The organism is Streptosporangium lutulentum (assembly GCF_030811455.1).
In the GTDB taxonomy this organism is placed as follows: domain Bacteria; phylum Actinomycetota; class Actinomycetes; order Streptosporangiales; family Streptosporangiaceae; genus Streptosporangium; species Streptosporangium lutulentum.
Map to the genome: position 1 here is coordinate 9,072,342 of NZ_JAUSQU010000001.1, position 24,552 is coordinate 9,096,893.

The window sequence follows — 24,552 nt, forward strand, 5'->3', positions numbered from 1 at the left end:
TCAGGTGACGATGCCCCGCTCACGGGGCCGCTGACGCTGCACGGACGATCTTATCCGAGGCCCCGCGACGGGGCCTCGACGCGTCTCACGGGTCGGAGCCCCGGTTTTCCTGGAGGTTCCGATGACCACACCGCACATCTACGTCACCACCACGATCCCTTACGTCAACGCCCGTCCCCACCTGGGATTCGCGCTGGAGTTCGTGCAGGCCGACGTGCTCGCCCGGTTCCATCGCCGGCGGGGTGACCGGGTCCGGTTCCAGACCGGTACCGACGACAACTCGCTGAAGAACGTGCTGGCCGCCGAGGCCGCCGGTGTTCCCGTGCGGGAATTCGTCGACCGCAACGCCGAGGCGTTCGTCGCGCTCCGCGAACCTCTGGCGCTGGAGGTCGACGACGTCATCCGTACCAGCCGCGACCCCCGCCACCGGGCCGGAGTGGAGCGGCTCTGGCGAGCCTGCGCCGACGCCGGTGACCTCTACCGCAGGCACTACGAAGGCCTCTACTGCGTCGGATGCGAGCAGTTCTACACGCCTGCCGAGCTCACCGGCGGCCGCTGCCCCGAGCACGGTACGGAGCCTCAGCGGGTCGCCGAGGAGAACTGGTTCTTTCGTCTTTCCCGCTACGCCGACCGGCTCCACGAGCTCATCTCCGGCGGGAGACTGCGGATCGAACCCGCCGAACGCCGCAACGAGGTCCTCGGGTTCATCGCCGGGGGTCTGCAGGATCTCTCCGTCTCCCGATCGACCGCCCGCGCCCGTGGCTGGGGAATCCCCGTCCCCGACGATCCCGGCCAGGTCGTCTACGTGTGGTGGGACGCGCTCGGCAACTACATCACCGCCCTGGACTACGGCACCGACGGGGAGAACCACCGGCGCTGGTGGACCGGCTCTGACCGTCGCATCCATCTGGTCGGGAAAGGGGTGCTGCGCTTCCACGCCGTCTACTGGCCGGCGATGCTGCTATCGGCAGGGCAGCCTCTGCCCACCGACATAGTGGTGCACGACTACCTCACCGCCAACGGCCGCAAGATCAGTAAATCCAGCGGGGTCACGGTCGACCCGGCCGTCCTGGCCGGAGAGTACGGTACCGACGTCGTCCGCTGGTGGCTGCTTCGCGAAGTGCCCCGCGTCGGGGACACCGACTTCACCGTCGACCGGCTCATCGCCCGCGGCAACGACGAACTCGCCAATGGCCTGGGCAACCTCGTCAACCGAGTCGTCGCCATGGTCCACCGTTACCGCGACGGGCACGTCCCCGCAGCCGGGAGCGAGACCGGAACGGAGACGGAAGCCGGAACCGCGACTGGAACCGGGATCGGGGCGGAGACAGAGCCCGGGACCGAGGTGAAGACCGGAATCGGGATCGAGGCCGACGCGCCCGGGTCGGAAGGCCTTCAGGTCGCCTGCCGTCAGGCACCCGGTCTCATCCACGCGGCCCTGACCGACTTCGAATTCCGCAGGGCCACCGCGGCGGTCTGGGCCATCGTGGACGAGGCCAACCGTTACATCAACCACATCCGGCCCTGGGAACTGGCCAAGGCCGAACGGGACGGTGATTTCGGCGCCACGGCCCAGCTCGACGCCGTCCTCGTCCTACTCATCCGGGCATGCAGGGTGCTGGGCGATCAGCTGACGCCCTTCCTGCCCGACACCGCCACCCGCATCGCCCAGCAGTGCGCGGTCCGGGACGGCGAACTTCCCGACCCTCGTCCGCTCTTCCGGAGGATTACCGTCCCGGAGCCCGGATCCACGCCCCCGCCGCAACACGACGACATTGAATCCAACAGGTGACCTTCCGCCTACTACGTGTCCTGGTCCGGTCACTTCAGGTGACTCTCCATTGTGGACGATAGGAGTATGACTCAATATCCTCATGAGTATGACTAAGCGGATCACGATCTCCCTGCCGGACGATCTCGCCGACGAAGCGCAGGAGTCCGGCAATGCCTCGGGCTATATCGCCGAGGCTCTGCGGGAGCAGCGCCGCATCAAGGACGGCATGGCGGCTCTGGAGCAACTGTGGGGCCCGGACTGGCAGGAGGGCATCACCGACGCGGACAGGGAGCGCGCGAACCGCCTGTTCGGCTCCTCCCGGGATGTCGCATGACATCAGAGGCCGAAGGACTGACCGGTCATGTCCTCGATCTTGACGCGATTTACCACCTGCTCGACGCGAGGAGTAATTACGGCCGTGAGATCGTCCGCCAGTCGGTGCTGCGCAACACCACGCTTCTTCTTCCGGCGGTAGCCGCGCAGTGCGTGGCCGGCTTCCGGCCCCACCAGGCCGAGGCACTGTTCTCGGTGCCGGTGGTGACGATCGGGGGTCTATCGGCCGCCGAGGTGACGAACGCTGCCCGGTTCGGCCCGAAGATGGCGGCGAACCTGGAGCAGTACACGCCAGGCCTGGCGATGAAGTCCGAGATTGTGACGATCCTCGCCGCCGCCCATGCCATGCTCCTGGCCGAAGCGCGCGGAGGATGGCGGATCATCACCTCTGTGCCACACCTGTATGACGACATCTCCGATGTCCGGCTGGAGATCCTGCCCTGAGCCTTTTTCTTTCGCCAGGCGGTTGAGAAGCGCCGCCCGGGACGCGGCAGGGCGGTGGCGCGACGCCGTTCGGCATGGATCCGGAGGGGATCGCCGCGTGCGTGGCCATGCTGGAAGGCCAGGACACGGTACGGCTGCGCGGGATCCACGCGCATCTGGCCAGCGACCTCGACGCCGCGCGGTTGCTGGTGCTGGCGGAGGCCGTCCTGACCTATGCCTGAGGGCTGGGCGTCACCGAGATCAACCTCGGCGGGGGCATGGCCGTGTCCTACGCCGACCCTGACGACCGGTTCGACTGGCGCTCGTACGGTGAGGGCCTGGCGAGGTTGCGCCGCCCCGGCGAGGTGCTGCGCATCGAGCCGGGACGTTCGCTGACGGTCTACTGCGGGCGGTACGTGACGCAGGTGATCGACGTGAAGTGCATGCACGGCGAGCTGTTCGCGGTGGTCGCCGGAGGCACCCACCACCTCCGGACCCCCGCCACGAAGGGGCACGACCAGCCACTGGTCATGGGGCCTCCGGGCGAGCCGGTCACGAACGGGCGGACGGTCCGTCCGGGATCAGGAGAGCACCGCCAGGGGATTGGCCACCAGTACATATCCGGCCGAACGGTCGGCCGAGCGCGCCCACCGGACCGACAGGTTGGCCTTGGCGGGCAGCGGCACCCCGGCGAGCAGGTCGGACAGCGGACGCGGCCATTGTCTGGACTCCGCGTATCCGGCCAGCACCTCCCCGGCCACCGCCCACAGCTCCCGCGTCGGCTCCGGCCCCGCGAGAGAGGCCGCGATCTCGGCGAGGTGGTTGACCATCAGGCAGTAGACCACCCGGTTCCAGCCGGCGGCGGGGTCGTAGGTGAGCGCCTCGGCGACCCGGTCCGGCAGCCCGGACAGATCGTGGCGGCCGGCGACGAGTTTGGTGCCCTCCATGTCGCGGAAGACGGCGCCCACGGGCAGCCCTGACGCGTCCACGCCGATCAGGACGTTCTGCAGGTGGGGCTCCAGCACCACCCCGTGGCGGAGGTAGGCGTCGAGCACCGGCAGCGCGACGTGCTCGACATAGGCCCGCCACCAGCGCACCGGCTCGGCCGGAGGCTCGGCGGCGACGGCCAGCGCACCGCTCAGCAGGGGGGTCACGCCCGGACGGCAGACCGACCACGGGCTGGCACGGATGATCACACTCAGCCCCTCCAGGAGCCGGGTTCCCAGGTCGGCGGAGCGGTAGCCGGGTTCGGGGAGCCAGCGGGTGCCGGGGAACCGGGTGGCCAGATCCTCGAACACCGGCCCGAGGCGCCGGGTCAGCTCGACCGCGCCCGCCAGTTCGTACCAGGAGTTCTTCCGGACGCAGTTGGTGATCCGCACGTCCAGGCTGAACTTCAGGCACCGGTCGATCCGCGGCTCGTAGACCGTCCTGACCGAGGAGGTGGGGATCGCCATCCGGTCGCCGTCGCCCAGATCGACCAGCCGCCCGTCGGCCAGCGGTTCGGCCAGCTCCGCCGCGAGCAGGCTGAGCTGCCACGGATGCGCGGGGAGCAGCGAGTAGCCGCGGGGCGCCCGGCCGAGAGCGTCGAGCGGGCCGGTGTCTCCCGCCTGAGCCAGCACGTCTTCCCGCACCCCGAGCAGTCGCAGCGGGAAGCCGGCGTGCGCCTCGGGGGCGTAGCGCAGCCAGTCCGCGCCGCCGCGCGCCTTCGGGCTGGGATGGAACGGGTGCCCGAAGACCAGCTCCTGCTCGGAGGCCAGCCACGGATCGGCCGGAGGGCGGGTGTCCCGCCGGACCGCCAGCAACGTCGCCATGACGTCCCTGCTCGCGGCCACCTGCGCCGCGAACTCGTCGTTGCCCTCGTCGAGCCCGGCCTCGCCGAACCTGGCCCCGGTGAGTTCGCCCCCGCCGGATCCCGTTCTCGCGCGCCCGCTCCCGCCGTACCAGGGCTCCCCGTACCCGGGCGCGGCGGGTACGGCCCCGCCGAGCTCGCGTTCCACGAGCCGGACGAGCAGGTCGGCGGAGAGCGGCTGCCACACTCCGTGTTCCAGCCATTCGGCCGGTCCCTCGAAGCGCAGCGCGAGCCCGCCGTGCGTGCGGACCCGGAGCAGGGTGTCCGCGACGCGCAGCAGCACGTACGGCTCGGCGTGCCAGACCTGTCCGCGGGGCCCGGACACCTCCCTCACGCAGCAGCGCAACAGTGCCGCCAGTGACGCCTCCTCGGCGACGGCGGCGGGGGAGTCGAGCGCGAGGCTGGTCATGTCGTCCTCTGCAGGGTCACGGCCTGGACGGTCTGGGGCGGTTGGCGGAGGTAGTTGGGACCGCTGGTGCCGTAGAACTTGTTCACGTCGCGCGCACCGGTGCGCGCCTTGTCCACCAGGGTCCCCGCGGTGATCATCGATTTGCCGACGAGCCGGGCGGCGTCGAGGGTCCTGGCCCGCAGCAGCCTGGCCATCGGGTCCTCCCCGTACTCGTCCAGCGCTTCGGCGAGCGCGTCGCGGACCAGCCGGGCGGCCTGGGAGGGAGGCAGCGCGCCGAATGTCACCGCGGCCGCGGCCAGGTGCAGGGTGATGGTCACGAACACGTCGGCGAGGGCGTGCGGATCGTCGGTCAGCATCCGGCGGTCTGCGAAGTCCGGCACCGTGACACCCGCGTCCCTCAGCCGGTCCGGCGAGGTCAGCAGCCCGTCGTTGTCCTTGAGCAGCAGTTTGGCGGTACCGTCTCCGAACAGCAGCGAGAGGTTCTGCTGGTGGGCCTCCAGCGCCGTGCCGTACCGGACGAAGAGCCGCACGTTGAACCCGAACAGCAGCCGCAGGTACTCCCCGAGCAGCCGCGGCACGTCCCCGCCGTACCACCGCCCGGCGAGCTCCTCCACGACCAGCCCGCCGCCGGGCAGGGGGGCGAGCAGCGCGGCCACCGAGACGGTCTCGCCCGCGGGCTGGCGGCGCAGGAGCCAGCCCAAATATTCGTGTCCCGCGTGTCCGTAGGTCTGCTCGTCGGCGAGGATCACCCCCGGATCGGGCATCTCGCGCAGCAGCAGCTCGGCTCGTGCCCCGTCGGCGAGGGCGCCGGGCTTGATCGACCTCCGGTTGCGCCGCCCGAGCGTGCTGGTGGTCAGCGGCAGTTTCAGGTGCGTGCCGGGGGCGATCTCGACCGTGCGCATCGACAACGTGGGCCTGACCCGCACCCGCGGCCCGGGCCCCATGATCGCCCACGGGACCTCCTCGACCGCGGGGACCGTCAGCGGATGCACGGGGAACAGCGTGTGCGTCCCCGCCAGCCCCTCGTCCAGTCCGACCGCGGCGAACCCCGGGGCCTCGGGCATCTCCACCCCCGCCTGCCGCTCCCGGGGCACCGCGGCCCAGCGCAGCTCGAACGCGGGCGCGAACTCCGGCGCGTAGGCCGTCAGCTCGTCGTCGGAGAGCCCGATCCGGCACCGGGCCGTCGGGTACACCGGGTGATCGACGAAGGCGGCCAGCGTCTCGTACCGCAGGGTGCCGCCTCCCGAGCCCGCCGCCGGCCGCCGGCCGCCGGGCCTTCCCCCGCCGGGCCTTCCCCGGGGCCGGGGGACGGGGAGGACGTCGTCCAGCCGGGCGAGTACCTCCTCACGGTGGGCGTCGTGGAGGTCGAGGGCGCGTAGCGCCTCCCGGCACTCCTGGACGAAGTCCTCGACGCCGGGGGCGTCGGCCGGGGCTGAGACCTCCCGCAGCGTGTGCAGGACCTCCTCCAGGCGAAGCGTCTCCTCCGAGGCGACCACGAAGTCCTGGAACAGCGAGCCCGGCGTCAGCCGCACCCGCCGTCCACGGGGCAGGAGCAGCGCGACGCCGTCCTTGCTCCGGGTCACCCGCCCGGCCAGGCCGCCGTAGTCCTCACGCAGGAGCGCGTTCAGGACACGGGCCGCGAGGTACGGCTCCCGCCCGCTCATGACGCCTTTCCCGATCATGCGATCACCCATGGATTCTCGGCGTTGAAAGCGGTGAGGGCGGCGTCCACGCTTGCCCGGTCGGGTCCGATCGCGCGGACGATGCCCAGGTAATCCCGATTAGTGTTGCTCTGATCGATCCGGTCGCCCACGGCGCGCAACGGCCGGTGCCACAGCCGGATCCGGTCCCCGGCGGGGGGAACGACGGCCCCCGGGGCCTTCGCCACCGTCCCCGAGCAGTCGGCGATCAGGCTCAGCACGGTCCCGTGCCCTCCGCCCGGTCTCGTGTCCGCCGTTCCGGCGCCGTTCGCCCTCGCGCCGAGGTGGACGCCGAGGATGCGCTCGAACAGGGGGACGCCCAGCAGGTCCGCGACGAGGAAGTCGCAGTGGTCGCCGATCACCCGGTAGTTGACCTCGATGATCCGCGGCCCGGCCGGGGTCATCGCATACTCGGTGTGGCAGGCCCCGAACCCCACCCCCAGCGCGTCCAGCGCCCGCAGCACGTGGTCGCTCCCGGCGGGGGGCTCCCAGTCGAGCCGCTCCTCCACGAAGTACGGCGGTGGCCCGAGCCTGGTCCGGAAGCCGCCGAGGACCTGAACCCCCTCGCCGTCGCCGAGCGTCTCCAGCGTGTGCAGGGGACCGTCGAGGTATTCCTCCACGACCAGCGCCTCGCCGGGGCGCCGGTCCCGGATCGCCCGTACGGCCGCCACGAACTCGCCCGCGTCGCGCACCAGCACGACGTCCTCGCTGGCCACGCCCTCGCGCGGCTTCACCACCGCAGGGAAGGGCAGGTCCGGCGGCGGAGGGTCGCCGGGCGCCAGCCGTACGGCGCGCACGACCTCGACCCCGGCCGCCGCCAGCCGCCGCCGGGTGAGCGCCTTGTTCTTGGCGGCGACGCAGGCCCGCCAGTCCTTGCCGGGCAGGCCGAAGTACTCGGCGGCCAGGGCGGTCTCGGCCTGGATGTGGTCGGAGTTGGAGAAGATCGCGTCCGGTGCGTGGTGGTGCGCGATGACGTCGATCACCGCGCGGGCGTCACGCACGTCGCAGCCGAGCACCTCGATCCCGGGGTGCCGGTGGTGCTCCGGCCGGTCGGTGAGGATCGTGACGTCACAGCCCAGCGCGCGTGCCGCCGGGAGGAATCCGTCCGTGACCGAGTCGGTCGGTTTGAGCGCTGTGAGGTACAGCCGCAATGCAGGGACCCCCGATATCAGGTAAGGCTAACCTAACTCTGCGTATCCTAGTCGTAGGAGATCATCGGGTGTGGGTGATTGCGCATCCACGGTACATGTCTGATCGCCGGCGAAGATGAGAGTCTTCTCATCCCCGTCTCACCGTGATCTCCCGGAACGACGCCTAGCGTGGACGCCATGAGCCGTAGGACATCCGTCGCCGCCATTCTGAGCGTGATGATCGCCGCAGTGGTGGCGATGGTCGGGGTGGTGTGGGTGGTCCGGGGAAGTTCCTCCCCCCTCGGGCCCGCCGTCATCGTCAACGGTGATCGGCGTGGAAGCGCGACCGAGAGCACCGCGCCGTCTCCTTCCACGTCCCCGGGGTCGTCCAGCGGTCCAAGCCGGTCGAGCGGCCCGAAGCAATCGGGCGATCCGAAGCAGTCGAGCGGCCCGAAGCGGTCGAGCGATCCGACCCCGCTTCCCACGGCGAGCAGGAAAGAGCGGGCGGAGCCGGTGAAGCCTCCCCCGCCACCGCGAGGCGGAGGCGACGATGACGATGACGGTGGCGATGACGACGACGACATCGGCGATGACGGCGATGACTGATCGGTGAGCGCCCGGGCACGGATCGTGGGCTGGATGCTCGCCGTCGTCGGCCTGGCCCTGTCCGTCTCGGTCTTCGCCGCCTGGACCGTCCTGCTGGCCAGGCTGGACAGCAGGGTGGACGCGGAACTGGCCAACGAGATGGAGAAACTCCGCTGGTACGCGAGGACGTCGTCGGCGGACCCCGAGACGTTGCTCAAGGAGTACCTGGCGGTCAACGCACCCGATCGGCACGAGACCTTCTTCATGATCGTGGACGGCGCGGTCCCGTGGCGCACCTACGCCGAACCGCCGGCCGCGCTGGACACCAACCAGGCGCTGGTGGCACGGATGGCCGCCGCGACCACGCCCGAGCGGGACTGGGCCGACAGCGCGGCCGGGCAGGTCCGCTGGGCGGTCATCCCGGTGATCGCCGGAGGCAAGGTCGAGGCGTCCTTCGTGGCCGTGGTCTTCTACGACATCGAACGCCGCGAGGTCGTCGAGGCGGTGCGTGTGCTGGCCCTCACCGGTCTGATCGCGCTGGCCCTGGCCGGAGGCGCCGGGTGGTTCGTGGCCGGGCGGGTCCTAGCCCCGGTCCGGCTGGTCCGCCAGACCGCGGAGAACATCAGCGATTCCAGCGACCTGAGCCGCCGCCTCACCGTCTCCGGCGACGACGACGTGTCGGCCCTGGCCGCCACGTTCAACCACATGCTCGACCGGCTGGAACGGGCCTTCGCGGTGCAACGCGAATTCCTCGACGACGCCGGGCACGAACTGCGCACCCCCATCACGGTCATCCGCGGCCACCTGGAGCTGATGGGCGACGACCCCCGGGACCGGTCCGAGACGCTCGCCCTGGTCGCCGACGAGCTCGAACGGATGAAGCGGATCGTGGACGACCTGCTGGTCCTCGCCAGGTCCGAGCAGCCGGGCTTCCTCACCCCCGACGAGGTCGAGCTCGCCGACCTCGCGATGAGCGTCGTGGCCAAGGCCCGCGCCCTCGGAGAGCGCCGATGGCGGGTGGACGAGGTGGCCGCGGAACGCGTCACGGCCGATCGGCAGCGCCTCACCCAGGCGCTCATGCAACTCGTGGCCAACGCCGTACGGCACACCCGGCCCGGAGACCTCATCGCGGTCGGCTCCGCCGTACGGGAGGGGTCCGTCGAGCTGTGGGTGCGTGACAGCGGTCCGGGCGTGCCGCTCCAGGATCGCGAGCGGATCTTCGTCCGCTCCGTCCGGGGGGCCGGCCGCACCGGAGCGCACGACGGCGCCGGGATCGGTCTGGCCATCGTGCGGTCCATCGCCAAGGCCCACGGCGGCACCGTACGGGTCGGCGAGGCCGACGGCGGCGGAGCCCGCTTCGTAATCACCTTTCCCTTTGAAGAGGCGTTGTGAGCCGTGTCCTGTTCTCTCATGAGGAGGCGCCGTGAGTTCTTCCGCGAGGGGCGTCGTGAGCCGCGTCCTGTCCTTCCACGAGGAGGCGCCGTGAGCCGCATCCCGTCTCCCGGGAGGAAGGCGTCGTGAACCGTATCCTGATCGCCGAGGACGAGGCCCGGATCGCCTCCTTCCTGGAGAAGGGGCTGCGCGGCAACGGGTTCACCACCACGGTCGTCGGGGACGGCGTGACGGCCTACGACCACGCCCGCACCGGCCGGTTCGATCTGCTGATCCTGGACATCGGCCTGCCTCTGAGCGACGGCTTCACCGTCCTGCGGCGGCTCCGGGAGGAACTGGTGACGATTCCCGTCATCATCCTGACCGCCCGCGACAGCATCGCCGACACCGTCGCGGGCCTGGAGGGCGGGGCCGACGACTACCTCGCCAAGCCCTTCGCCTTCGAGGAACTGCTGGCCCGGGTACGGCTGCGGCTGCGTCCCGAGAGGGTTCCCGAGGCCACCGTCCTGCGGGTCGGCGACCTGGGCCTGGACCTGCGGACCCGGCGTGCGAACGTGGGCGACCGGTCCATCGATCTGTCCACCCGGGAGTTCGCGCTCGCGGAGGTGTTCTGCCGGCATCCCGACCAGGTTCTGACCCGCGAACAGCTGCTCAGCCACGTATGGGGGTTCGACTTCGACCCGGGCTCGAACGTGGTGGACGTCTATGTCCGCTACCTGCGCCGCAAACTGGGGACCGAGCGGATCGAGACCGTACGCGGCTCCGGATACCGGCTGCGGCCAGGTTAGAGCTCTGTCATTTCTCGCTCATGATGGGCTCACCGCCCGCCTGAAAACTGGAGTCATCCGCGGAAAGGCCGCGGAACGTTCTCCAGGAGGGCCACATGGGCCTGCTACTACGGCGGATCCTGCTCGCCATCGCGGTCACCATCGGACTCGGCGCCACCGGCGTGCTCGCCGGGATGTCGACCGCCCACGCCTCCTCGCTGCCCGGGGCGGCCGCCTACGTCGCCGACGATGACGACGACGGCAAGGGAGGTGACGACGACGATCGTCCTCGGGGTGGGGTGGACGCCGGTCAGGGGGGTCTGGCCCGTGACGACGATGACGATGATGACGACCGTCCGCAGGGTGGGGTGGACACCGGTCAGGGGGGTCTGGCCCGTGACGACGATGACGATGATCGTCCGCAGGGCGGGGTGGACACCGGGTTCGGCGGAACGGCGAAGGACGACGTTCCGCTCTGGGCGCCGGCGGGACTGATCGGGTTCGCGGCCCTGGCCGGCGGGAGTTTCTGGTTCAGCCGCCGACTCACCTCCGGGAGCTGACCGTGCGCCTTCCCGCCCTCGGAATCGCCTTCTGCGCCCTCACCGTCGTCACCGCCGTGACCGCGTGCTCCACCGAGGTCGCCGCGCACAGCGCCCCGGTGTCCGCCCAGGTCGTACGGCCTCCGGCCAAAGGCGACGTCGCCGATCCCGTACGGCTCCGCGTCCCCGCGATCGGAGTCTCCACCCGGGTGATCGCGTTGAGGCTCGACGCGAGGAACCGGCTGATCGCCCCCACCCACTTCGACCGGGTGGGCTGGAACAAGGCGGGTCCCGAGCCCGGCGAGGCCGGAGCCTCTGTCATCGCCGGGCACGTCGACTCCACGTCGGGACCCGCGGTCTTCCACCGGCTCGGGAACCTGCGCCCCGGACACCGGATCCACGTCGACAGGGCCGACGGGAGCGTGGTGACGTTCACCGTCCGCCGCCTGGCCCGTTTCCCCAAGGACCGCGTCCCGGGTAAGGAGGTGTACGGCTCGACCGGGGGAGCCGAACTCAGGCTCATCACCTGCGGCGGGACCTTCGACCGTGAGCGGCGCAGTTACCGCGACAACGTCGTCGTGTTCGCGAGCTGATCGTCACGACGCCGAGGAACGGCCGGAAACAGCGGAAAACGGCGCGGCCACCGGGATACCTCCCCGGTGGCCGCGCCTTTCCCGACCGGGGGGAGAGCCGGCGAGATGGGAGGACGTGAGAAAACGCCTCCGTCACGCGGCATAAACTGTTCACCGGTTTGGGGAGGCGAGACGGCGTGGAGATCACGACGCAAGAAGAACTGCTGGGACCGCTGCTGCTCGCGCGCAGCACCATCGATCGGTCCGCGTTGTTTCGCGGTGACGCCGAGTGGCTCAAGCGGGCATGGGAGGACGGCGCGACCCGGGTCCTGGTCGTCGACGACGGCAAGGCACTGGTCCGGCGGAGCGGGGAGGACGTCTCGCTGGTGTTGCTGCCCACGGCCGAGGCACCCGACGGGGAGCGCTACCTGCTCGGCGTGGACGCCGAGGGCATCGCCTACTTCGCCGTGTCGGCCTCGCTGCCGGGTGTCGTCCACACCTCCGCTCCCCCCAGGCGGATGGTCGCCCCGATCGCCTTCTCCTCCTTGGGAGAGGAGGAGGTCCTCGCCGTAGGACTGCGCGAGGTGGGCTCGCTGCTGGGAGATCGGGACGCGGGGCTGATGGTCTACGCGGTCGCCCTGGAGGCGTGGCACTCCACCCACGAGTTCTGCCCGCGCTGCGGGAACCGTACGGAGGTCCGGTCGGGCGGGCACGTCCGCGTCTGTTCCAAGGACGGCAGCCAGCACTTCCCCCGGGTCGATCCGGCGGTGATCATGCTGATTCACGACGATCAGGACCGGTGTCTGCTGGCCAGGGGGCCGCAGTGGCCTGAGGGGCGGCTGTCGGTGCTGGCCGGGTTCGTGGAGCCGGGCGAGTCGCTGGAGCACGCCGTGGCGCGCGAGGTGGCCGAGGAGGTCGGCGTGCGGATCGCCGAGCCCCGCTACCTGGGCAGCCAGCCCTGGCCGTTCCCCCGCAGCCTGATGCTCGGGTTCTTCGCGCGGGCCACGTCGACCGAGTTCGTGCTCGACCCCGAGGAGATCGCCGAGGCGCGCTGGTTCAGCCGCGCCGAACTGCTGGCCGCGATGGAGAGCGGAGAGGTGCGCCTGCCGTCCGAGCTCTCGATCGCCCGCAGGCTGATCGAGACCTGGTACGGCAAGCCGCTGGTCGGCGACTGGTAGCCGGCGAGACCGGTGAACGGGTGCCGTCGACCGGCGCCGGAAGTGAGGGCGAACCGGTGACCGGCGAGGCTCGCCTCAGCCGTCGATGACCGCGACGGGCACGCGCTGGACGAGGTTGCTGGCGAAGCCGCCGCGGTTCCACGGCTGCTCCAGGGGCTGGGTGCGGCCGTCGGCGTCGGTCGCCCGGACGGACAGCTCGTACCGGCCGGGTGTGGCGTCCCAGGTCCAGCTCCAGCCGCGCCAGGCCCACGGGGAGGCCTGGGCGTCCTCCAGCCGGGCCGCGCTCCAGTGCTCGCCGCCGTCGGTGCTCACCTCGACCCCGGTGACGGGAGCCCAGCCTGACCAGGCGCGGCCCTCCAGAACCACCTGGCCCGCCTTCACGAACCGCGCGCGGGACATGAAGTCGGGGAAGCCGGGAGGGATGAGCAGCGCTCGCGGCTCGATCCGGGTCACCGGATCACCGGGCCCGTCCGGGGTGTTGCCCAGCCGGTAGGCCACCACCTGCTGGTATCCGTCGAACGGACGGTCGATGACGGTGATCTCCCGCAACCACTTCACGTGCGCCATGCCGTACCAGCCGGGAACGACCAGCCGCACCGGGGCACCGTGCTGGACGGGCAGCGGCGCGCCGTTCATCTCGTAGGCGAGCAGCACGTCGGCGCGCAGCGCCTCGGCCAGCGGCAGGCTGCGCTGGTAGTCCTGTTCGACGCCTCGCTCGATGCCGTGGTCGCTCCCGGTGAACACGACCTCCACGGCGTCGTCGGTGAGGCCGGCCTCCCTGAGCAGGGGGGCCAGGGGCGTGCCGGTCCACTCGGCGGTGCCGACCGCCTCCACGAGCCACGGCTGGCTGACCGGGCGCGGGAGAAGATGGGCGCGTCCGTTGCCCGCGCACTCCATGGTCACCCGGGTCGTGACGCGGGGCCGTTCACGGAGGCCGTCCAGATCCAGCGTCAGCGGCCGGGCGACGCGGCCGGTGAGGGGCAGCCGCCAGGTGACGGGATCGACGGCGGGCATGTCGAAGTGGGTGAGCAGGTAGTGCAGTCCGGGCGGGGTCACCTCGTAGCGCAGGGCCTCCAGCGGGATGCCGTGGTTGCGGGCCGCGAGTTGCAGTTCCTCGATGGAGATCGCTTCCTGGGGATCCGCGAGACGGCTGGGAGCGCTCAGGGCGTGGACGGCGGAATCCATCGGTTTCTCCGGCTTCTTCAGCGACGGCGGAAGTGGCACGAGTCTAACCACTGGATCTCACGCCGGATTTCGCCCGGTTCGATACCCGGCGGGGACGACCTCGGCGCGGCGGTGCACCGGTGCGCCGAGGCTCCGGTACGGCGGGACGCCGGCACGAGAGGCCCTGATCCGACCGCCTGAGGGGGTGCGGTCGCGGTGGCCTGGCCGGACCACGGGGAGCCCTGGCGTGACGGAGCCCCGCGTCCGGCAGGACCGGGGCTCGCACGCATGGGGGATTTCGGTTACGCGTTGACCCCCGCCAGGATGCGCTTGACCTCGATCACTGAGGGGTTGGTCCTGACGACCTGACCGGTCGGAGAGTCCATCACGACGGTGGGCACGGTCTGATTGCCGTTGTTGACACTCATGACGAACTTGGCCGCGTCGGGATTCCGTTCGATGTCGATCTCCTCGTAGGAGATGCCCTCGCGGGTGAGCTGGCTCTTCAGTCGCTTGCAAGGGCCGCACCAGGTTGTGGTGTAAACAGTCAGCGCCATTTCGTTGGATGTCCCCTCAGGTGATGTCCGGCGCTCATTGGCAACAAAGTGAAAGCCGTTCATCTTCCCGCGGGCGCAAGAACCTTGTCGGCGATCCACTGCTGGACCTTCTCCGCCAGGCCGGGCATGCGGTAGAGGGGGGAGCTGTGCCCGGTGCCGGGTTCGGTCAGCACCGTCATGTCCACGCCGACCTGGCGCAGGCGCGTCTTGAGCAGGAGGCTGTGCTCCACCGACACGAACTCGTCCTCCGAGTGCGCGGTCAGCACGGGCGCGTCGCCGCGGCTCGCGTGCATGGGCACCTCCATGCTGGCCCAGATCTTGGAGCACTTGCCGATGGGCCCGCAGCCCCCGGCGAGCTTGATGGCCGCCGTGCGCAGCTTGCGCTTGTTCGCGTCCGGGTTCCCGGAGCCCTCGGTGTAGGCCGTCATCGGCGAGACCACCGGGGAGATGCCGACCACGCCGCGCAGGCCGGGTATGCCGTCCTTGTAGGTTCCCACGGCGGTGGCCAGGTGGCCTCCCGCAGAGAAGCCGATGACCACGTAGTCGTTGGGGTCGAAGGACCACAGGGCGGCGTGCCTGCGCGCGGTGGCGATGGCGTCGAGCGTGTCGGTGCGCTGGGCGGGCCAGGGGGCGTCGGTGGAGAGACGGTAGTTGATGTTGAAGACCGTGTAGCCCTGCTCGGCGTAGCTCCGGCTCACCTCGGTCATGAGCTTCTTGTCGCCCGAGGACCACCAGCCACCGTGGATCACGAAGACACCGGGCCGCTTCAGATCGTCGGTCTGATGCCAGACGTCCATCCGCTGGCGGGCGTGCGGGCCGTACGCGACGGTGTCGATGACGGTGCCGTGGGCGAGCGGCTGGGGAGACTCGTTGGCCGGTTCCGGTGCCGGCGGGGGCGTCGGGGTCGGCGTCGCCGCGAGTGTGGGTGTGGGTGTGGGATCGCCCTTGACCGGCTTCTTCGCCGTTGGCGTGCCGCTGGAGTGCGAAGCCGTCGAGGCCGCGTGCGCTGCCCCGGACGTGTGCACCGTCGCGGTTCCGATCACCAATGTCGCCAGAGCAAGTGCACTCACGGTCACCGCAGTTCGCACAGGCTTCTTCCTTCCCCGGGCCAATTCGTTCCCCATTGTGGGGGAAACAGGCATGGTTGTGCATCTTGGCGAACCACATCGATTAACGGCGGCATGATGCCAGAATGAGCGATGCTCTGCCAGTGGCTGGGAGGATGTTTCCGCCCGACCTGTTCGACAGCGTGTTAAGGAGTCTCCGTGGAGCCCTACGACGTCCTGGCGGAGCTGGATCCCGAGCAGCGTGACGTGGCGGAAGCCGTCCGGGGCCCGGTCTGCGTGCTCGCGGGAGCGGGCACGGGCAAGACGCGCGCCATCACCCATCGCATCGCGCACGCCGTGCACAGCGGGGTGGTCGACGCGCAGGGGGTGCTGGCGGTGACGTTCACGACCCGTGCCGCCGGGGAGCTCAGGCAGCGGCTGCGCCGGCTCGGCACGCCGGGGGTCCAGGCCCGCACCTTCCACGCCGCCGCGCTGCGTCAGCTCACCTACTTCTGGCCGCGCGTCATCGGCGGAGACCCGCCCAGGGTGATCGAGTCGAAGATGCCCCTGCTGATCGACGCCTGCCGTTCCATCCGCAAGAACCCCGACCGGTCCGAGCTGAGGGACATCGCCTCCGAGATCGAGTGGGCCAAGGTCACCCAGATCGCCCCGGAGGATTACGCCGAGGCCGCGAAGAAGGCCGGCCGGACCCCGCCGGTCGCGGCCGAGGAGGTCTTCCGGCTCTACGAGGCCTACGAGGCGCTCCGCCGCGAGAGGCACCTGGTCGACTTCGAGACCATCCTGGAACTCACCGCCGCCGTGATGACCGAGCACCGCGAGGTGGCCACCCAGATCCGCCAGCAGTATCGCTACTTCGTGGTGGACGAGTACCAGGACGTCAACCCGCTGCAGAAACTGCTGCTCGACACCTGGCTCGGCGGCCGCGACGACCTGTGCGTGGTCGGTGACCCCAACCAGACGATCTACTCCTTCACCGGCGCGACCCCTCGTTACCTGACCGGTTTCTCGGTCGAGCACCCCAACGCCACCGTGATCAAGCTGGTTCGCGACTACCGGTCCACCCCCCAGGTCGTCTCCCTGGCGAACCGGGTGCTGGAGAAGGCGCGGACCCCGCACAAGCTCGCCCTGATCGCCCAGCGCCCGGACGGGCCGGAGCCCGTCTTCGCCGAGTACGACGACGAGGTCGCCGAGGCCGAGGGCGTGGCCCGGGCGGTGAGGAAGCTCGCCGACGGCGGCGTGCCGACCCGGGAGATCGCCGTACTGTTCCGGGTCAACGCCCAGTCCGAGGCGTACGAGCAGGCTCTCGGCAAGGCCGGTGTCCCCTACGTGCTGCGCGGCGCCGACCGGTTCTTCGAGCGTCCGGAGGTTCGCCAGGCGGTCGTGCTGCTGCGCGGCGCCGCCCGCTCCGTCGAGCCCGACGACACGCTGGTCTCGACCGTCCACCACATCCTCGCCGGGATCGGCCTCACCCCTGTGCCCCCCGGCGGCGGCAAGGCCCGCGAGAAGTGGGAGTCGCTCAAGGCGCTGGCCGACCTCGCCGAGGACCTCGCCGCGGAGGGGGCGGACCTGCCCGTCTTCGTGACCGAGTTGGAGCGCCGGGCCGGCGAACAGCACGCGCCGCCGGTCGAGGGCGTGACGCTGGCCTCGCTGCACGCGGCCAAGGGACTGGAGTGGGACGCGGTCTTCCTCGTCGGCGTCACCGAGGGCATGCTGCCGATCATCTACGCCGAGACACCCGACCAGATCGAGGAGGAGCGCCGCCTCCTCTACGTCGGAGTCACCCGTGCCCGAGCCCATCTGGGGCTGTCGTGGGCGCTGGCGCGTTCACCGGGCGGGCGTCGTTCCCGACGTCCCTCCCGTTTCCTTGACGGCCTCACGGGCCGTTCCGGGGCGCAGAGCCGTACGTCCGCGCCCGTCCCCAGGGAACGGCGCGAGGTCGCCGCGCCGGTGAGCTGCCGGATCTGCGCCAAAACCCTGACCACGGCCGCCGCGCAGAAGCTCGGCAGGTGCTCCACCTGCCCGGTCGACTACGACGAGGCACTGCTGGAGGCCCTCAAGTCCTGGCGCGCGAGCGTCGGGAAGAAGGACAAGATTCCGCAGTGGGCGGTCTTCACGGATGTCACCCTCCAGGCCATCGCCGAGCGGGCGCCCCGCTCCGAACAGGACCTGCTGGCGATCGCCGGTATAGGACGCGTCAAACTGGACCGTTACGGTGAGGCGGTGCTCGATCTGTGCCGCATGGCCGCAAACCAGACGGAGGACGTGTGAACGAGGCGCTCAAGGAGTTACTGGATCTGCTCGACCTGGAGCAGATCGAGCTCGACATCTTCAGGGGGCGCAGCCCTGAGGAGCGCATACAGCGCGTGTTCGGCGGTCAGGTGGCGGCCCAGGCGCTGTTCGCCGCCGGCCGGACGGTGCCCGGAGACCGCTACGTCCACTCGCTGCACGCCTACTTCATCCGGCCCGGCGATCCGTCGATCCCGATCGTCTACAACGTCGAGCGGGTCCGCGACGGCCGGTCCTTCACCACGCGGAGGGTGGTGGGCATCCAGCACGGTAAGGCGATATTCACCATGTCGGCCTCCTTCCACGTCGTGGAGACCAGCGTGGAACACCAGGCCGTGGTGATGCCCGAGGTGGTCGCGCCCGAGAGCCTGCCCCTGTTCCAGGACCGGATGCGGGAGGTCATGGGGGAAGACTCGCCGATGCGGGAGTGGCTGGCCAAACCGCGCCCGGTGGACGCCCGCTATGTGACCCCCCTCACCTGGGAGGCCTACCGAGACCCCGCGCTGCGCAGTTCCAAGACGGACGTGTGGTTCCGCTACGACGCGGAACTGCCCGACGACCCGCTGCTCCACGTGGTGCTCGCCGCCTACGCCTCGGATTTCACCCTGGTCGACACCGTGCTGCTGACCCACGGTCTGGCGTGGGGAGCCTCCAACATCTCCGGTGCCTCGCTGGATCACGCGATGTGGTTCCACCGGCCCTTCCGGGTGGACGAGTGGATGCTCTACGCCCAGGAGTCGCCGTGGTCGGGCGGGGCACGCGGGCTGGCCAAGGGTGAGATGTTCACCCGCTCGGGAGAACTCGCGGTATCGGTGGTGCAGGAAGCGATGATCCGCGTGAGCTAGTGATAAAACTGCAGGTAGAAAATATGTTGCCCGGCCCCGCGAGCGGGGTTTAGGGTCATGTTCAAGCAAGTCGGGCACTCAGTGCCCGGCGATCCACGAATGGAGGTGAGTCCGCTGTGAAAAGAAGTCTGATGTCGTCCCGGTTCGGGCTCGCTTCCGTGCGGCGTAACACGGTCATGCCCTGTGGCAGCCGATCCATCATCACGGGTGGCGTGGCAGCTCAGCTTCAGGTGGAGCGGTCTGCCCAGTTCCTGGTTCAGGCAGTCCGCCAGTCCGCTCCGGTCGCCTTCCCGGCGATGAACGTCCCGGCTATCCCCGCCCTTGAGGGCGGCAGCTATGCACCGACCAAGCACATCGGAAACGGTGGACTGCGTGGTCCGCACCCCTGGAGGCACCCTCCGGTCATAACCTGACCGAGAGAAAGAGCCTTCAGGCCGCGGATCCGCATCCAGGATCCGCGGCCTTCTTGTTTGTCCGCGTCATTCCTGACCCCCACCCACGAGGTAATCAAAGATCAACACCTAACTGAGAGGTGAAGCAGATGGGGGCCCAGACGGTCATGGACCTGATCGACGAAGCCACAATCCCCTGTCGTACCGACCCCGACCTGTGGTTCGCAGAGTCTCCGGAAGACGTGGAGTTCGCCAAGGCGCTCTGCGGAGGCTGCCCGATCCGTGAGGCCTGCCTGGCCCGCGCGCTCGAGCGCGAGGAGCCATGGGGTGTCTGGGGCGGCGAGCTCGTCCTGCGAGGCGCGGTCGTTCCGCGGAAGCGTCCGCGTGGGCGTCCTCGCAAGTCCCCGGTCGCCGCCTGATCAAGCAAGAACCCGAACGTTTCCGAAAGGACGATTTCCGATGACCTTCCCCACCACCGCCTGGAGCCTGGACATGCACTCTATGGATCAAGAACTGGTCAAAGACCGAATACGGACGCTCCACCGCGAGGCGGAGCAACATCGGCTTGTGGCCGGTATCCAGCGCCTTCGGCGCGCTCAGCGCGACGCGGAACGCGCGTCCGCCCGCGTCCGTAGCGCGCTTCTGCGCCTGGTCTGATCTCCGGAGATCGACTCTCTGGAGATCGGCGAAAAATAAGGGGTGGCCCGTTCGAACGGGCCACCCCTTAGCTGTTTCTTCAGGCGTTTTCGCTGGATCCGCCCCGATCGAGGTGCGAATCCAGCTCTGAGCCGATCAACCGGCCCAGGTCAGACCCCCTGCGGTCGTGGTCGGCTCACAGTGGTGGTGACCAAGCTCAGGACGGCCGCGGCCGGCTCAGGACGGCCGCGATCGGCTTCCGGCGATTGTGGTCAAGCTCACAATGGTCCGGGGTCGGCTCACGACGGCCGGGGTCGGCTCGCGTCGGTCGTGGACTCTCCGGGGCCCTCGTCGGCGAACCCGGGGACCCAGCGGATGACCTCGTCGCGAAAGCGGGTGGTGGCGCCGAGCTGGCAGAGCACGCCCGTCCCCGCCGCGTGCACGCGGTGAATGAGGACGTAGGACGAGGGCAGGTTGAGCTGGCGCACCACGTTGCCGGGGCGCAGATCGGTGACCGTGGCCGCCTGCTGTTGCAGCCATTCCCTGCTGAACGTGAACTCCTCCACCGCGGTCGGCTCCACATAGGGGGCGAGGAAAGCCCGCAGGGCCTCGGTGTCCACCTCGATGTGCGGGCGGATGAAACCCTCGTCGCGCAGCCCCTGCACCACGGTCGCCATGTCGCCGTTGTTGAAGATGCGGGTCAGCTTCCCGAAGAGCGGGGGATAACCGTCGGGCAGCCGGTTGACCGCGCCGAAGTCGAGCACGCACATCCGCCCGTCCTCGGCCACCCGGAAGTTGCCCGGATGCGGGTCCGCGTGGAGCATGCCCACCCTCGCCGGAGAGGAGAACACGAACCGGACGAGCTGGAGACCGGCGCGATCACGCTCCTCCTTGGTGCCGTCGGTGATGATCCGTGACAGCGGGATGCCGTCCACCCATTCGGAGACGAGCACCTGCTCGTTGGCGGCGATGACGTCCGGGATCAGGAAGTCGGGATCGTCCTTGAACTCCAGGGCGAAGGCATGCTGGGCCTCGGCCTCCCGCAGGTAGTCGAGCTCCTCCACCACCCGCTCGCGAAGCTCGCTGAGAACGGCCTTGATGTCGAGCCCGGGCAGCAGCACCCCGAAGAGCTTGCCGAGCCTGGCCAGCTGGGTGAAGTCGGAGAGCAGCGCCTTGCCGGCACCCGGATACTGGATCTTGACCGCGACCGTCCGGCCGTCGTGCCAGACGGCCTTGTGCACCTGGCCGATCGAGGCGGCGGCGGTCGGCTTGTCCTCGAAGGACTGGAAGTTCTCCCGCCAGTCGTCTCCCAGCTGCTCGACGAGAACCTTGTGAACGGTCCTGGCCGGGAGCGGCGGGGCCGCGTCCTGAAGCTTGGTCAGGGTCGCGCGATAGGGGCCGACGACCTCCGGGGGCAGCGCGGCCTCGAAGATGGACAGGGCCTGGCCGAGCTTCATCGCCCCGCCCTTGAGCTCCCCCAGAACCTTGAAGATCTGCTCAGCGGTGCGTTCCTGGATTTCCTGGGCGACGATCTCGGCGGACTTGCCGCCGATGCGCTTCCCGAATCCGAGGGCGGTGCGACCGGCCAACCCGATGGGGAGAGCCGCCAGCTTGGCAGAGCGCTCAACGGCGCGACGCGGAAGGTCACTCACCTTGGTTTGCGGCGTGCCCCCCGTACAGCGAGACGCCGCTCCCTCCCTTCGCTGTGGTGTCCGTCAGCGGCATGGAGCCGACGCGACCATTGTTAGCGAACCTAACTCGTTTCGGAAGCAACGACATTGAGGATGAACACTCCAGGATCGTCTTTTCCATCTCCAATCGGGCAAGACATCCATTGTGCCGTTGGTCACAGCGACCTCCCTGCCGTCGATCAAAGCGAGTGCGTGACCCGCTGCGGCCGCGGCGACCAGCGTTGACAGCACTGTGCCACATGCGATCTCGCCCGCGGGGAAGCCCCCCAGGCGCGCGCTGACGATCGGCCAGCCGGGGTCGCGGTCTCGCCGGGTCAAATCTAGGCACTGCAGGCAAGTGCTCCGACCGGGTAGCACCAGCGGGCCGACCGACCCGAAACCTTCGAAAGCGGTCACCAGCAGGTGAGGGATCTCCCAGGCAAGGAGCTCTCTGATCAGCAGGCCGTCCAGCGGCACCACCGGCGCGAGCACCACCAGGTCGGGTCGCCTGGCCCCGTCGGCCAGCTGGGCGGCGCCGTCGCCGGTCCAGGCGATGAGGCCGGGCGCCAGGCTCCTGGCCACCGCGACCGCGCCGTCCTGCCTGCTCATGCCCACCTCCGTCCAGCCGAGACCGCCGGGAACGACGTCCTGGTTGCGGGCCGTCCCGGGGTCGACGACGCAGATTCGGCCGACCCCCGAGGCGGCGAGCAGGGCGACGATCTGGGCGCCCACCCGGCCGGCGCCGTACACCCGCACCTGGGCGTCGCGCCTGCGCTCCAGCACGGCGAGCCCGCCGTCGATCGTGCCGGGAGAGAGCGAGAGCCCGTCCAGATCGGGCTGGAGCCGGTCGCGCTCGGCCATCGTGAGCGTGCGCAGCGGGCCGGGCGCCACTCCGGCGTCGTCGACCACGCCCCGGCTGACCAGCAGATCGAGCAGGGTCCGGCCGAGATCTTCCCCGATCCCCGCCTCGGCCGCGCCGGCCAGCACCCCGGCGAGATCCCGTACGCCGTCCAGGCTCTCGACCCAGCGGCGGACCTCGGGTTCGAGATCGGTGAGCACCACCGCGTGCCGGGGGTGCAGGCCGAACTGCAGGGTGCGCGCGTCACGCGTGATCCGGCGCAGCGCGGGCTTGAGACGTGGCCTCATCAAGGTGCCTTCCTTCGGGGGCGGCCAGAGTGCCACGTCCCGGCAAGATCCCGAACAGCTTTCCCCTCCGCCTGTGGATAACTCCCCGTGCACTACGCTCCCGGCATGAACGAGCTCTTGCTTGACCGGCGGGACGACGGCGTCGTCCTGCTCACCCTGAACCACCCCGACCGGCGCAACGCGATGACCGACGGGATGACCGGCGAATGGCGGCGGACCGTCGCCGAGCTGGCCGCGGACAGGGACGTCCGCTGCGTGGTGGTCACCGGCGCGGGCAACGCCTTCTGCTCGGGGGGAGATCTTTCCTGGCTCGCGGAGCGCGGCGCCGAGAGCGTGCCCGACCTGCGTGACCGGATGCTGGGCTTCTACCGCACCTGGCTGGCGATCGCCGACCTGGAGGTGCCGACCATCGCCGCCGTCAACGGTGCCGCCGTGGGGGCCGGGCTCTGCCTCGCCCTTGCCTGCGACCTGGTCTACGCGGCCGAGGAGGCCAAGCTGCTCGCCCCCTTCACCTCCCTCGGCCTGCACCCCGGCATGGCGGCCACCTACCTGCTGCCCCGGGTCGCGGGGGTGGGAGTGGCGAGGGAGATGTTGCTGACGGGGCGGACGATGCTGGGTGCCGAGGCGGCTCAGAAGGGGCTGGTGACCAGGGCTTTCCCCCGCGAATCCCTGATGGGCGAGGTCATGGGGATCGCCTCGGCGGTCGCGGCCAACGGGCCGATCGCCACCCGGCTCACCAAGGTCGCCCTCGCCGCCGGCCACACGGATCTCGACGCCGCGCTGCGCTGGGAATCCCTCGCCCAGCCGATCACCATGGCCTCTGACGACATGCTCGAAGGGTTGTCAGCTCAGAGAGAACAGAGGGTCCCGCGATTCGGCAACTCATGAGACAGGCGATATCCAGGTTAATCAGATAGGTCGTCCGCATGGCCGGCAGGTATCGCAGAACATTCAACGAACGGGGATTGACCAGCGGGAACGCGTTCTACCCTCTGGTGTGAATTCGTCATTCTCGGCTACCGTTCATATGTGCCCCCCGAGACAGTCGAGGTCCGCCGAAGTTCTCGTCGCCGGCGGACGGTCTCTGCGTACCGCGACGGCGAGAAAACGATCGTGCTCCTGCCTGCCGGACTGAGCAGCACCGATGAAGAGCAATGGGTGCGCCGGATGCTCGACCGGCTGGCGGCCAAGGAGCAACGAAGACGGCCCTCGGACGATGATCTGCTCGACCGGGCGGTCGAGCTCTCCGCGCGCTATCTCGGCGGCAGGGCGATTCCGTCGAGCGTGCGGTGGGTGGAGAACCAGCAGCACCGTTGGGGCTCGTGCACCCCTGATCACGGCACCATCAGGATCTCCACACGGCTACGGGGCATGCCGTCGTGGGTGGTCGACTACGTGATCATGCACGAGCTCGTCCACCTGCTGGTGCCGAGCCATGGTCCGCAGTTCTGGGCGTTGGTGGAACACTATCCCAAGGCCGAGCGGGCACGAGGGTTCCTCGAAGGATTCTCCACGGCGGCCAGTGGTTCTGCGGAGGAATATTGACGGAAGATCGACTGGTAGCGGTTCTCGTCACGCCCTCGATCGCGAAGGCGGCCCCGCCGGGGATCGACGCCGCCGAGTTCCTGATGGCCGTGGCCGAGGACACCTACGAGCTCGTCGCCGGGCTCGACTTCGTCTCGCCGGTCCTGGTGACGAGCGTGCCGGGAATGGAGGAGATCGTCTGGCCCGGGACCCCGGTCGTCGAGATCCCCGACCTGTCGGGAACCGCCCTGGTCGAGGCGGCTTTCGCGGCCCTGCCGTACGGCGGGCAGGCGGTCCTGCTGAGCGGCGACGCGCCCGACCTGCCCCCACTGCTCATCGGCAAGCTCTTCCGCGAGCTCGGCCGCGCCCGGATCGCCGTCTGCCCGGCGGCGGAGGGCGGAGCGGTGGCGATAGCGGCCCATCTGCCCTACCCCGGATGGGCGAGCGCGGACTTCGACGATCCCGACCCGATCAAGACCCTCCGCGCCTCCGCGCCCGGCAGCCGGATGGTCGCCAGAGGGCCGGGCTGGCACCGCCTGCGTGCGCCTGACGACATCCGCCTGCTGGACCCAGGTCTTGAGGGCTGGGACAACACCCGGGCGCTGCTGTCGTGA

23 protein-coding genes are annotated in these 24,552 nt (G+C 69.9%); 15 read left to right on the top strand and 8 right to left on the bottom strand.

The genetic code is table 11. The features are described 5' to 3' along the window. Window positions 1–121 precede the first annotated feature (121 nt). The 4 genes from metG to J2853_RS40965 all read left to right on the top strand — a co-directional run bounded on the left by metG (window position 122) and on the right by J2853_RS40965 (window position 2,772). Window positions 122–1,792: a methionine--tRNA ligase gene (metG, locus tag J2853_RS40950; protein WP_307566812.1), complete on the top strand. Its 1,671-nt coding sequence runs from the start codon at window positions 122–124 to the stop codon at window positions 1,790–1,792. A gap of 88 nt (window positions 1,793–1,880) precedes the next feature. Continuing rightward, window positions 1,881–2,108, top strand: a complete 228-nt coding sequence (locus tag J2853_RS40955; protein WP_307566814.1) for a hypothetical protein — start codon at window positions 1,881–1,883, stop codon at window positions 2,106–2,108. Beyond that, complete coding sequence (locus J2853_RS40960; RefSeq protein WP_307566816.1) at window positions 2,105–2,551, top strand: hypothetical protein; 447 nt, start codon at window positions 2,105–2,107, stop codon at window positions 2,549–2,551. The genes J2853_RS40955 and J2853_RS40960 overlap by 4 nt, the downstream gene beginning before the upstream one ends. 74 nt (window positions 2,552–2,625) lie before the next feature. Then, complete coding sequence (locus J2853_RS40965) at window positions 2,626–2,772, top strand: hypothetical protein (RefSeq protein ID WP_307566818.1); 147 nt, start codon at window positions 2,626–2,628, stop codon at window positions 2,770–2,772. A gap of 339 nt (window positions 2,773–3,111) precedes the next feature. Here J2853_RS40965 and J2853_RS40970 read toward each other — a convergent pair whose 3' ends face one another. Genes J2853_RS40970 through J2853_RS40980 form a run of 3 tightly spaced genes read right to left on the bottom strand, consistent with a single transcriptional unit; the run spans window position 3,112 to window position 7,639 of the window. After that, window positions 3,112–4,788 (bottom strand): IucA/IucC family protein, encoded by a 1,677-nt coding sequence (locus J2853_RS40970; RefSeq protein ID WP_307566820.1) that lies wholly within the window; start codon window positions 4,786–4,788, stop codon window positions 3,112–3,114. Then, window positions 4,785–6,470: an IucA/IucC family protein gene (locus tag J2853_RS40975; RefSeq protein ID WP_307566822.1), complete on the bottom strand. Its 1,686-nt coding sequence runs from the start codon at window positions 6,468–6,470 to the stop codon at window positions 4,785–4,787. The genes J2853_RS40970 and J2853_RS40975 overlap by 4 nt, the downstream gene beginning before the upstream one ends. Continuing rightward, window positions 6,467–7,639, bottom strand: coding sequence for an ATP-grasp domain-containing protein (locus J2853_RS40980; protein WP_307566824.1), 1,173 nt, complete (start codon window positions 7,637–7,639; stop codon window positions 6,467–6,469). Before J2853_RS40980 ends, J2853_RS40975 begins: the two co-directional genes overlap by 4 nt. A gap of 588 nt (window positions 7,640–8,227) precedes the next feature. Between J2853_RS40980 and J2853_RS40985 the strand changes: the two genes are divergently transcribed. The 5 genes from J2853_RS40985 (at window position 8,228) to nudC (ending at window position 12,651) form a co-directional block, all read left to right on the top strand. Then, window positions 8,228–9,595: a sensor histidine kinase gene (locus tag J2853_RS40985; RefSeq protein WP_307566827.1), complete on the top strand. Its 1,368-nt coding sequence runs from the start codon at window positions 8,228–8,230 to the stop codon at window positions 9,593–9,595. A gap of 125 nt (window positions 9,596–9,720) precedes the next feature. After that, window positions 9,721–10,383 carry a response regulator transcription factor gene (locus J2853_RS40990; protein ID WP_307566829.1) on the top strand — a complete coding sequence of 221 codons (663 nt, stop codon included), beginning with the start codon at window positions 9,721–9,723 and terminating at the stop codon, window positions 10,381–10,383. Window positions 10,384–10,478: 95 nt separating this feature from the next. Then, window positions 10,479–10,922 carry a GVDTG sorting domain-containing protein gene (locus J2853_RS40995; RefSeq protein ID WP_307566831.1) on the top strand — a complete coding sequence of 148 codons (444 nt, stop codon included), beginning with the start codon at window positions 10,479–10,481 and terminating at the stop codon, window positions 10,920–10,922. Window positions 10,923–10,924: 2 nt separating this feature from the next. Then, the gene (locus tag J2853_RS41000; RefSeq protein ID WP_307566832.1) at window positions 10,925–11,494 is read left to right on the top strand and encodes a class F sortase; all 570 of its coding nucleotides are present in this window, start codon (window positions 10,925–10,927) and stop codon (window positions 11,492–11,494) included. A gap of 176 nt (window positions 11,495–11,670) precedes the next feature. Beyond that, window positions 11,671–12,651 (top strand): NAD(+) diphosphatase, encoded by a 981-nt coding sequence (gene nudC / locus J2853_RS41005; protein ID WP_307566834.1) that lies wholly within the window; start codon window positions 11,671–11,673, stop codon window positions 12,649–12,651. Between the two features lie 75 nt (window positions 12,652–12,726). Here the strand turns inward: nudC and J2853_RS41010 are convergent, their stop codons facing one another. The 3 genes from J2853_RS41010 to J2853_RS41020 all read right to left on the bottom strand — a co-directional run bounded on the left by J2853_RS41010 (window position 12,727) and on the right by J2853_RS41020 (window position 15,442). Continuing rightward, window positions 12,727–13,836 (bottom strand): sulfite oxidase, encoded by a 1,110-nt coding sequence (locus tag J2853_RS41010; RefSeq protein ID WP_307566835.1) that lies wholly within the window; start codon window positions 13,834–13,836, stop codon window positions 12,727–12,729. A 281-nt stretch (window positions 13,837–14,117) separates the two neighbouring features. Then, complete coding sequence (locus J2853_RS41015) at window positions 14,118–14,372, bottom strand: mycoredoxin (RefSeq protein WP_307566836.1); 255 nt, start codon at window positions 14,370–14,372, stop codon at window positions 14,118–14,120. Between the two features lie 59 nt (window positions 14,373–14,431). Continuing rightward, entirely contained in the window at window positions 14,432–15,442 is a 1,011-nt protein-coding gene (locus J2853_RS41020) for an alpha/beta hydrolase (RefSeq protein WP_307566837.1), read from the bottom strand. Window positions 15,443–15,637: 195 nt separating this feature from the next. Between J2853_RS41020 and J2853_RS41025 the strand changes: the two genes are divergently transcribed. The 3 genes from J2853_RS41025 (at window position 15,638) to J2853_RS41035 (ending at window position 19,381) form a co-directional block, all read left to right on the top strand. Next, window positions 15,638–17,707: an ATP-dependent DNA helicase UvrD2 gene (locus J2853_RS41025; RefSeq protein WP_307566839.1), complete on the top strand. Its 2,070-nt coding sequence runs from the start codon at window positions 15,638–15,640 to the stop codon at window positions 17,705–17,707. Beyond that, the gene (locus tag J2853_RS41030; RefSeq protein ID WP_307566841.1) at window positions 17,704–18,570 is read left to right on the top strand and encodes an acyl-CoA thioesterase; all 867 of its coding nucleotides are present in this window, start codon (window positions 17,704–17,706) and stop codon (window positions 18,568–18,570) included. Before J2853_RS41025 ends, J2853_RS41030 begins: the two co-directional genes overlap by 4 nt. A 541-nt stretch (window positions 18,571–19,111) precedes the next feature. Further along, the gene (locus J2853_RS41035; protein WP_089212182.1) at window positions 19,112–19,381 is read left to right on the top strand and encodes a WhiB family transcriptional regulator; all 270 of its coding nucleotides are present in this window, start codon (window positions 19,112–19,114) and stop codon (window positions 19,379–19,381) included. A gap of 516 nt (window positions 19,382–19,897) precedes the next feature. On the opposite strand, the gene J2853_RS41040 is transcribed toward J2853_RS41035, so the two are convergent. Beyond that, window positions 19,898–21,250, bottom strand: coding sequence for an ABC1 kinase family protein (locus J2853_RS41040; RefSeq protein WP_307566845.1), 1,353 nt, complete (start codon window positions 21,248–21,250; stop codon window positions 19,898–19,900). A 63-nt stretch (window positions 21,251–21,313) separates the two neighbouring features. Next, complete coding sequence (locus tag J2853_RS41045) at window positions 21,314–22,414, bottom strand: ThiF family adenylyltransferase (RefSeq protein WP_307566847.1); 1,101 nt, start codon at window positions 22,412–22,414, stop codon at window positions 21,314–21,316. Window positions 22,415–22,519: 105 nt separating this feature from the next. Here J2853_RS41045 and J2853_RS41050 point away from each other — a divergent pair, with 105 nt between their 5' ends. From J2853_RS41050 to J2853_RS41060, 3 genes are all read left to right on the top strand, one after another. Next, window positions 22,520–23,302, top strand: coding sequence for an enoyl-CoA hydratase/isomerase family protein (locus J2853_RS41050; protein WP_307566848.1), 783 nt, complete (start codon window positions 22,520–22,522; stop codon window positions 23,300–23,302). A gap of 141 nt (window positions 23,303–23,443) precedes the next feature. Then, window positions 23,444–23,959 carry a M48 metallopeptidase family protein gene (locus J2853_RS41055; RefSeq protein WP_307566849.1) on the top strand — a complete coding sequence of 172 codons (516 nt, stop codon included), beginning with the start codon at window positions 23,444–23,446 and terminating at the stop codon, window positions 23,957–23,959. Continuing rightward, on the top strand, window positions 23,956–24,552 hold the full coding sequence (locus tag J2853_RS41060; RefSeq protein ID WP_307566850.1) for a hypothetical protein: 597 nt from the start codon (window positions 23,956–23,958) through the stop codon (window positions 24,550–24,552). The genes J2853_RS41055 and J2853_RS41060 overlap by 4 nt, the downstream gene beginning before the upstream one ends.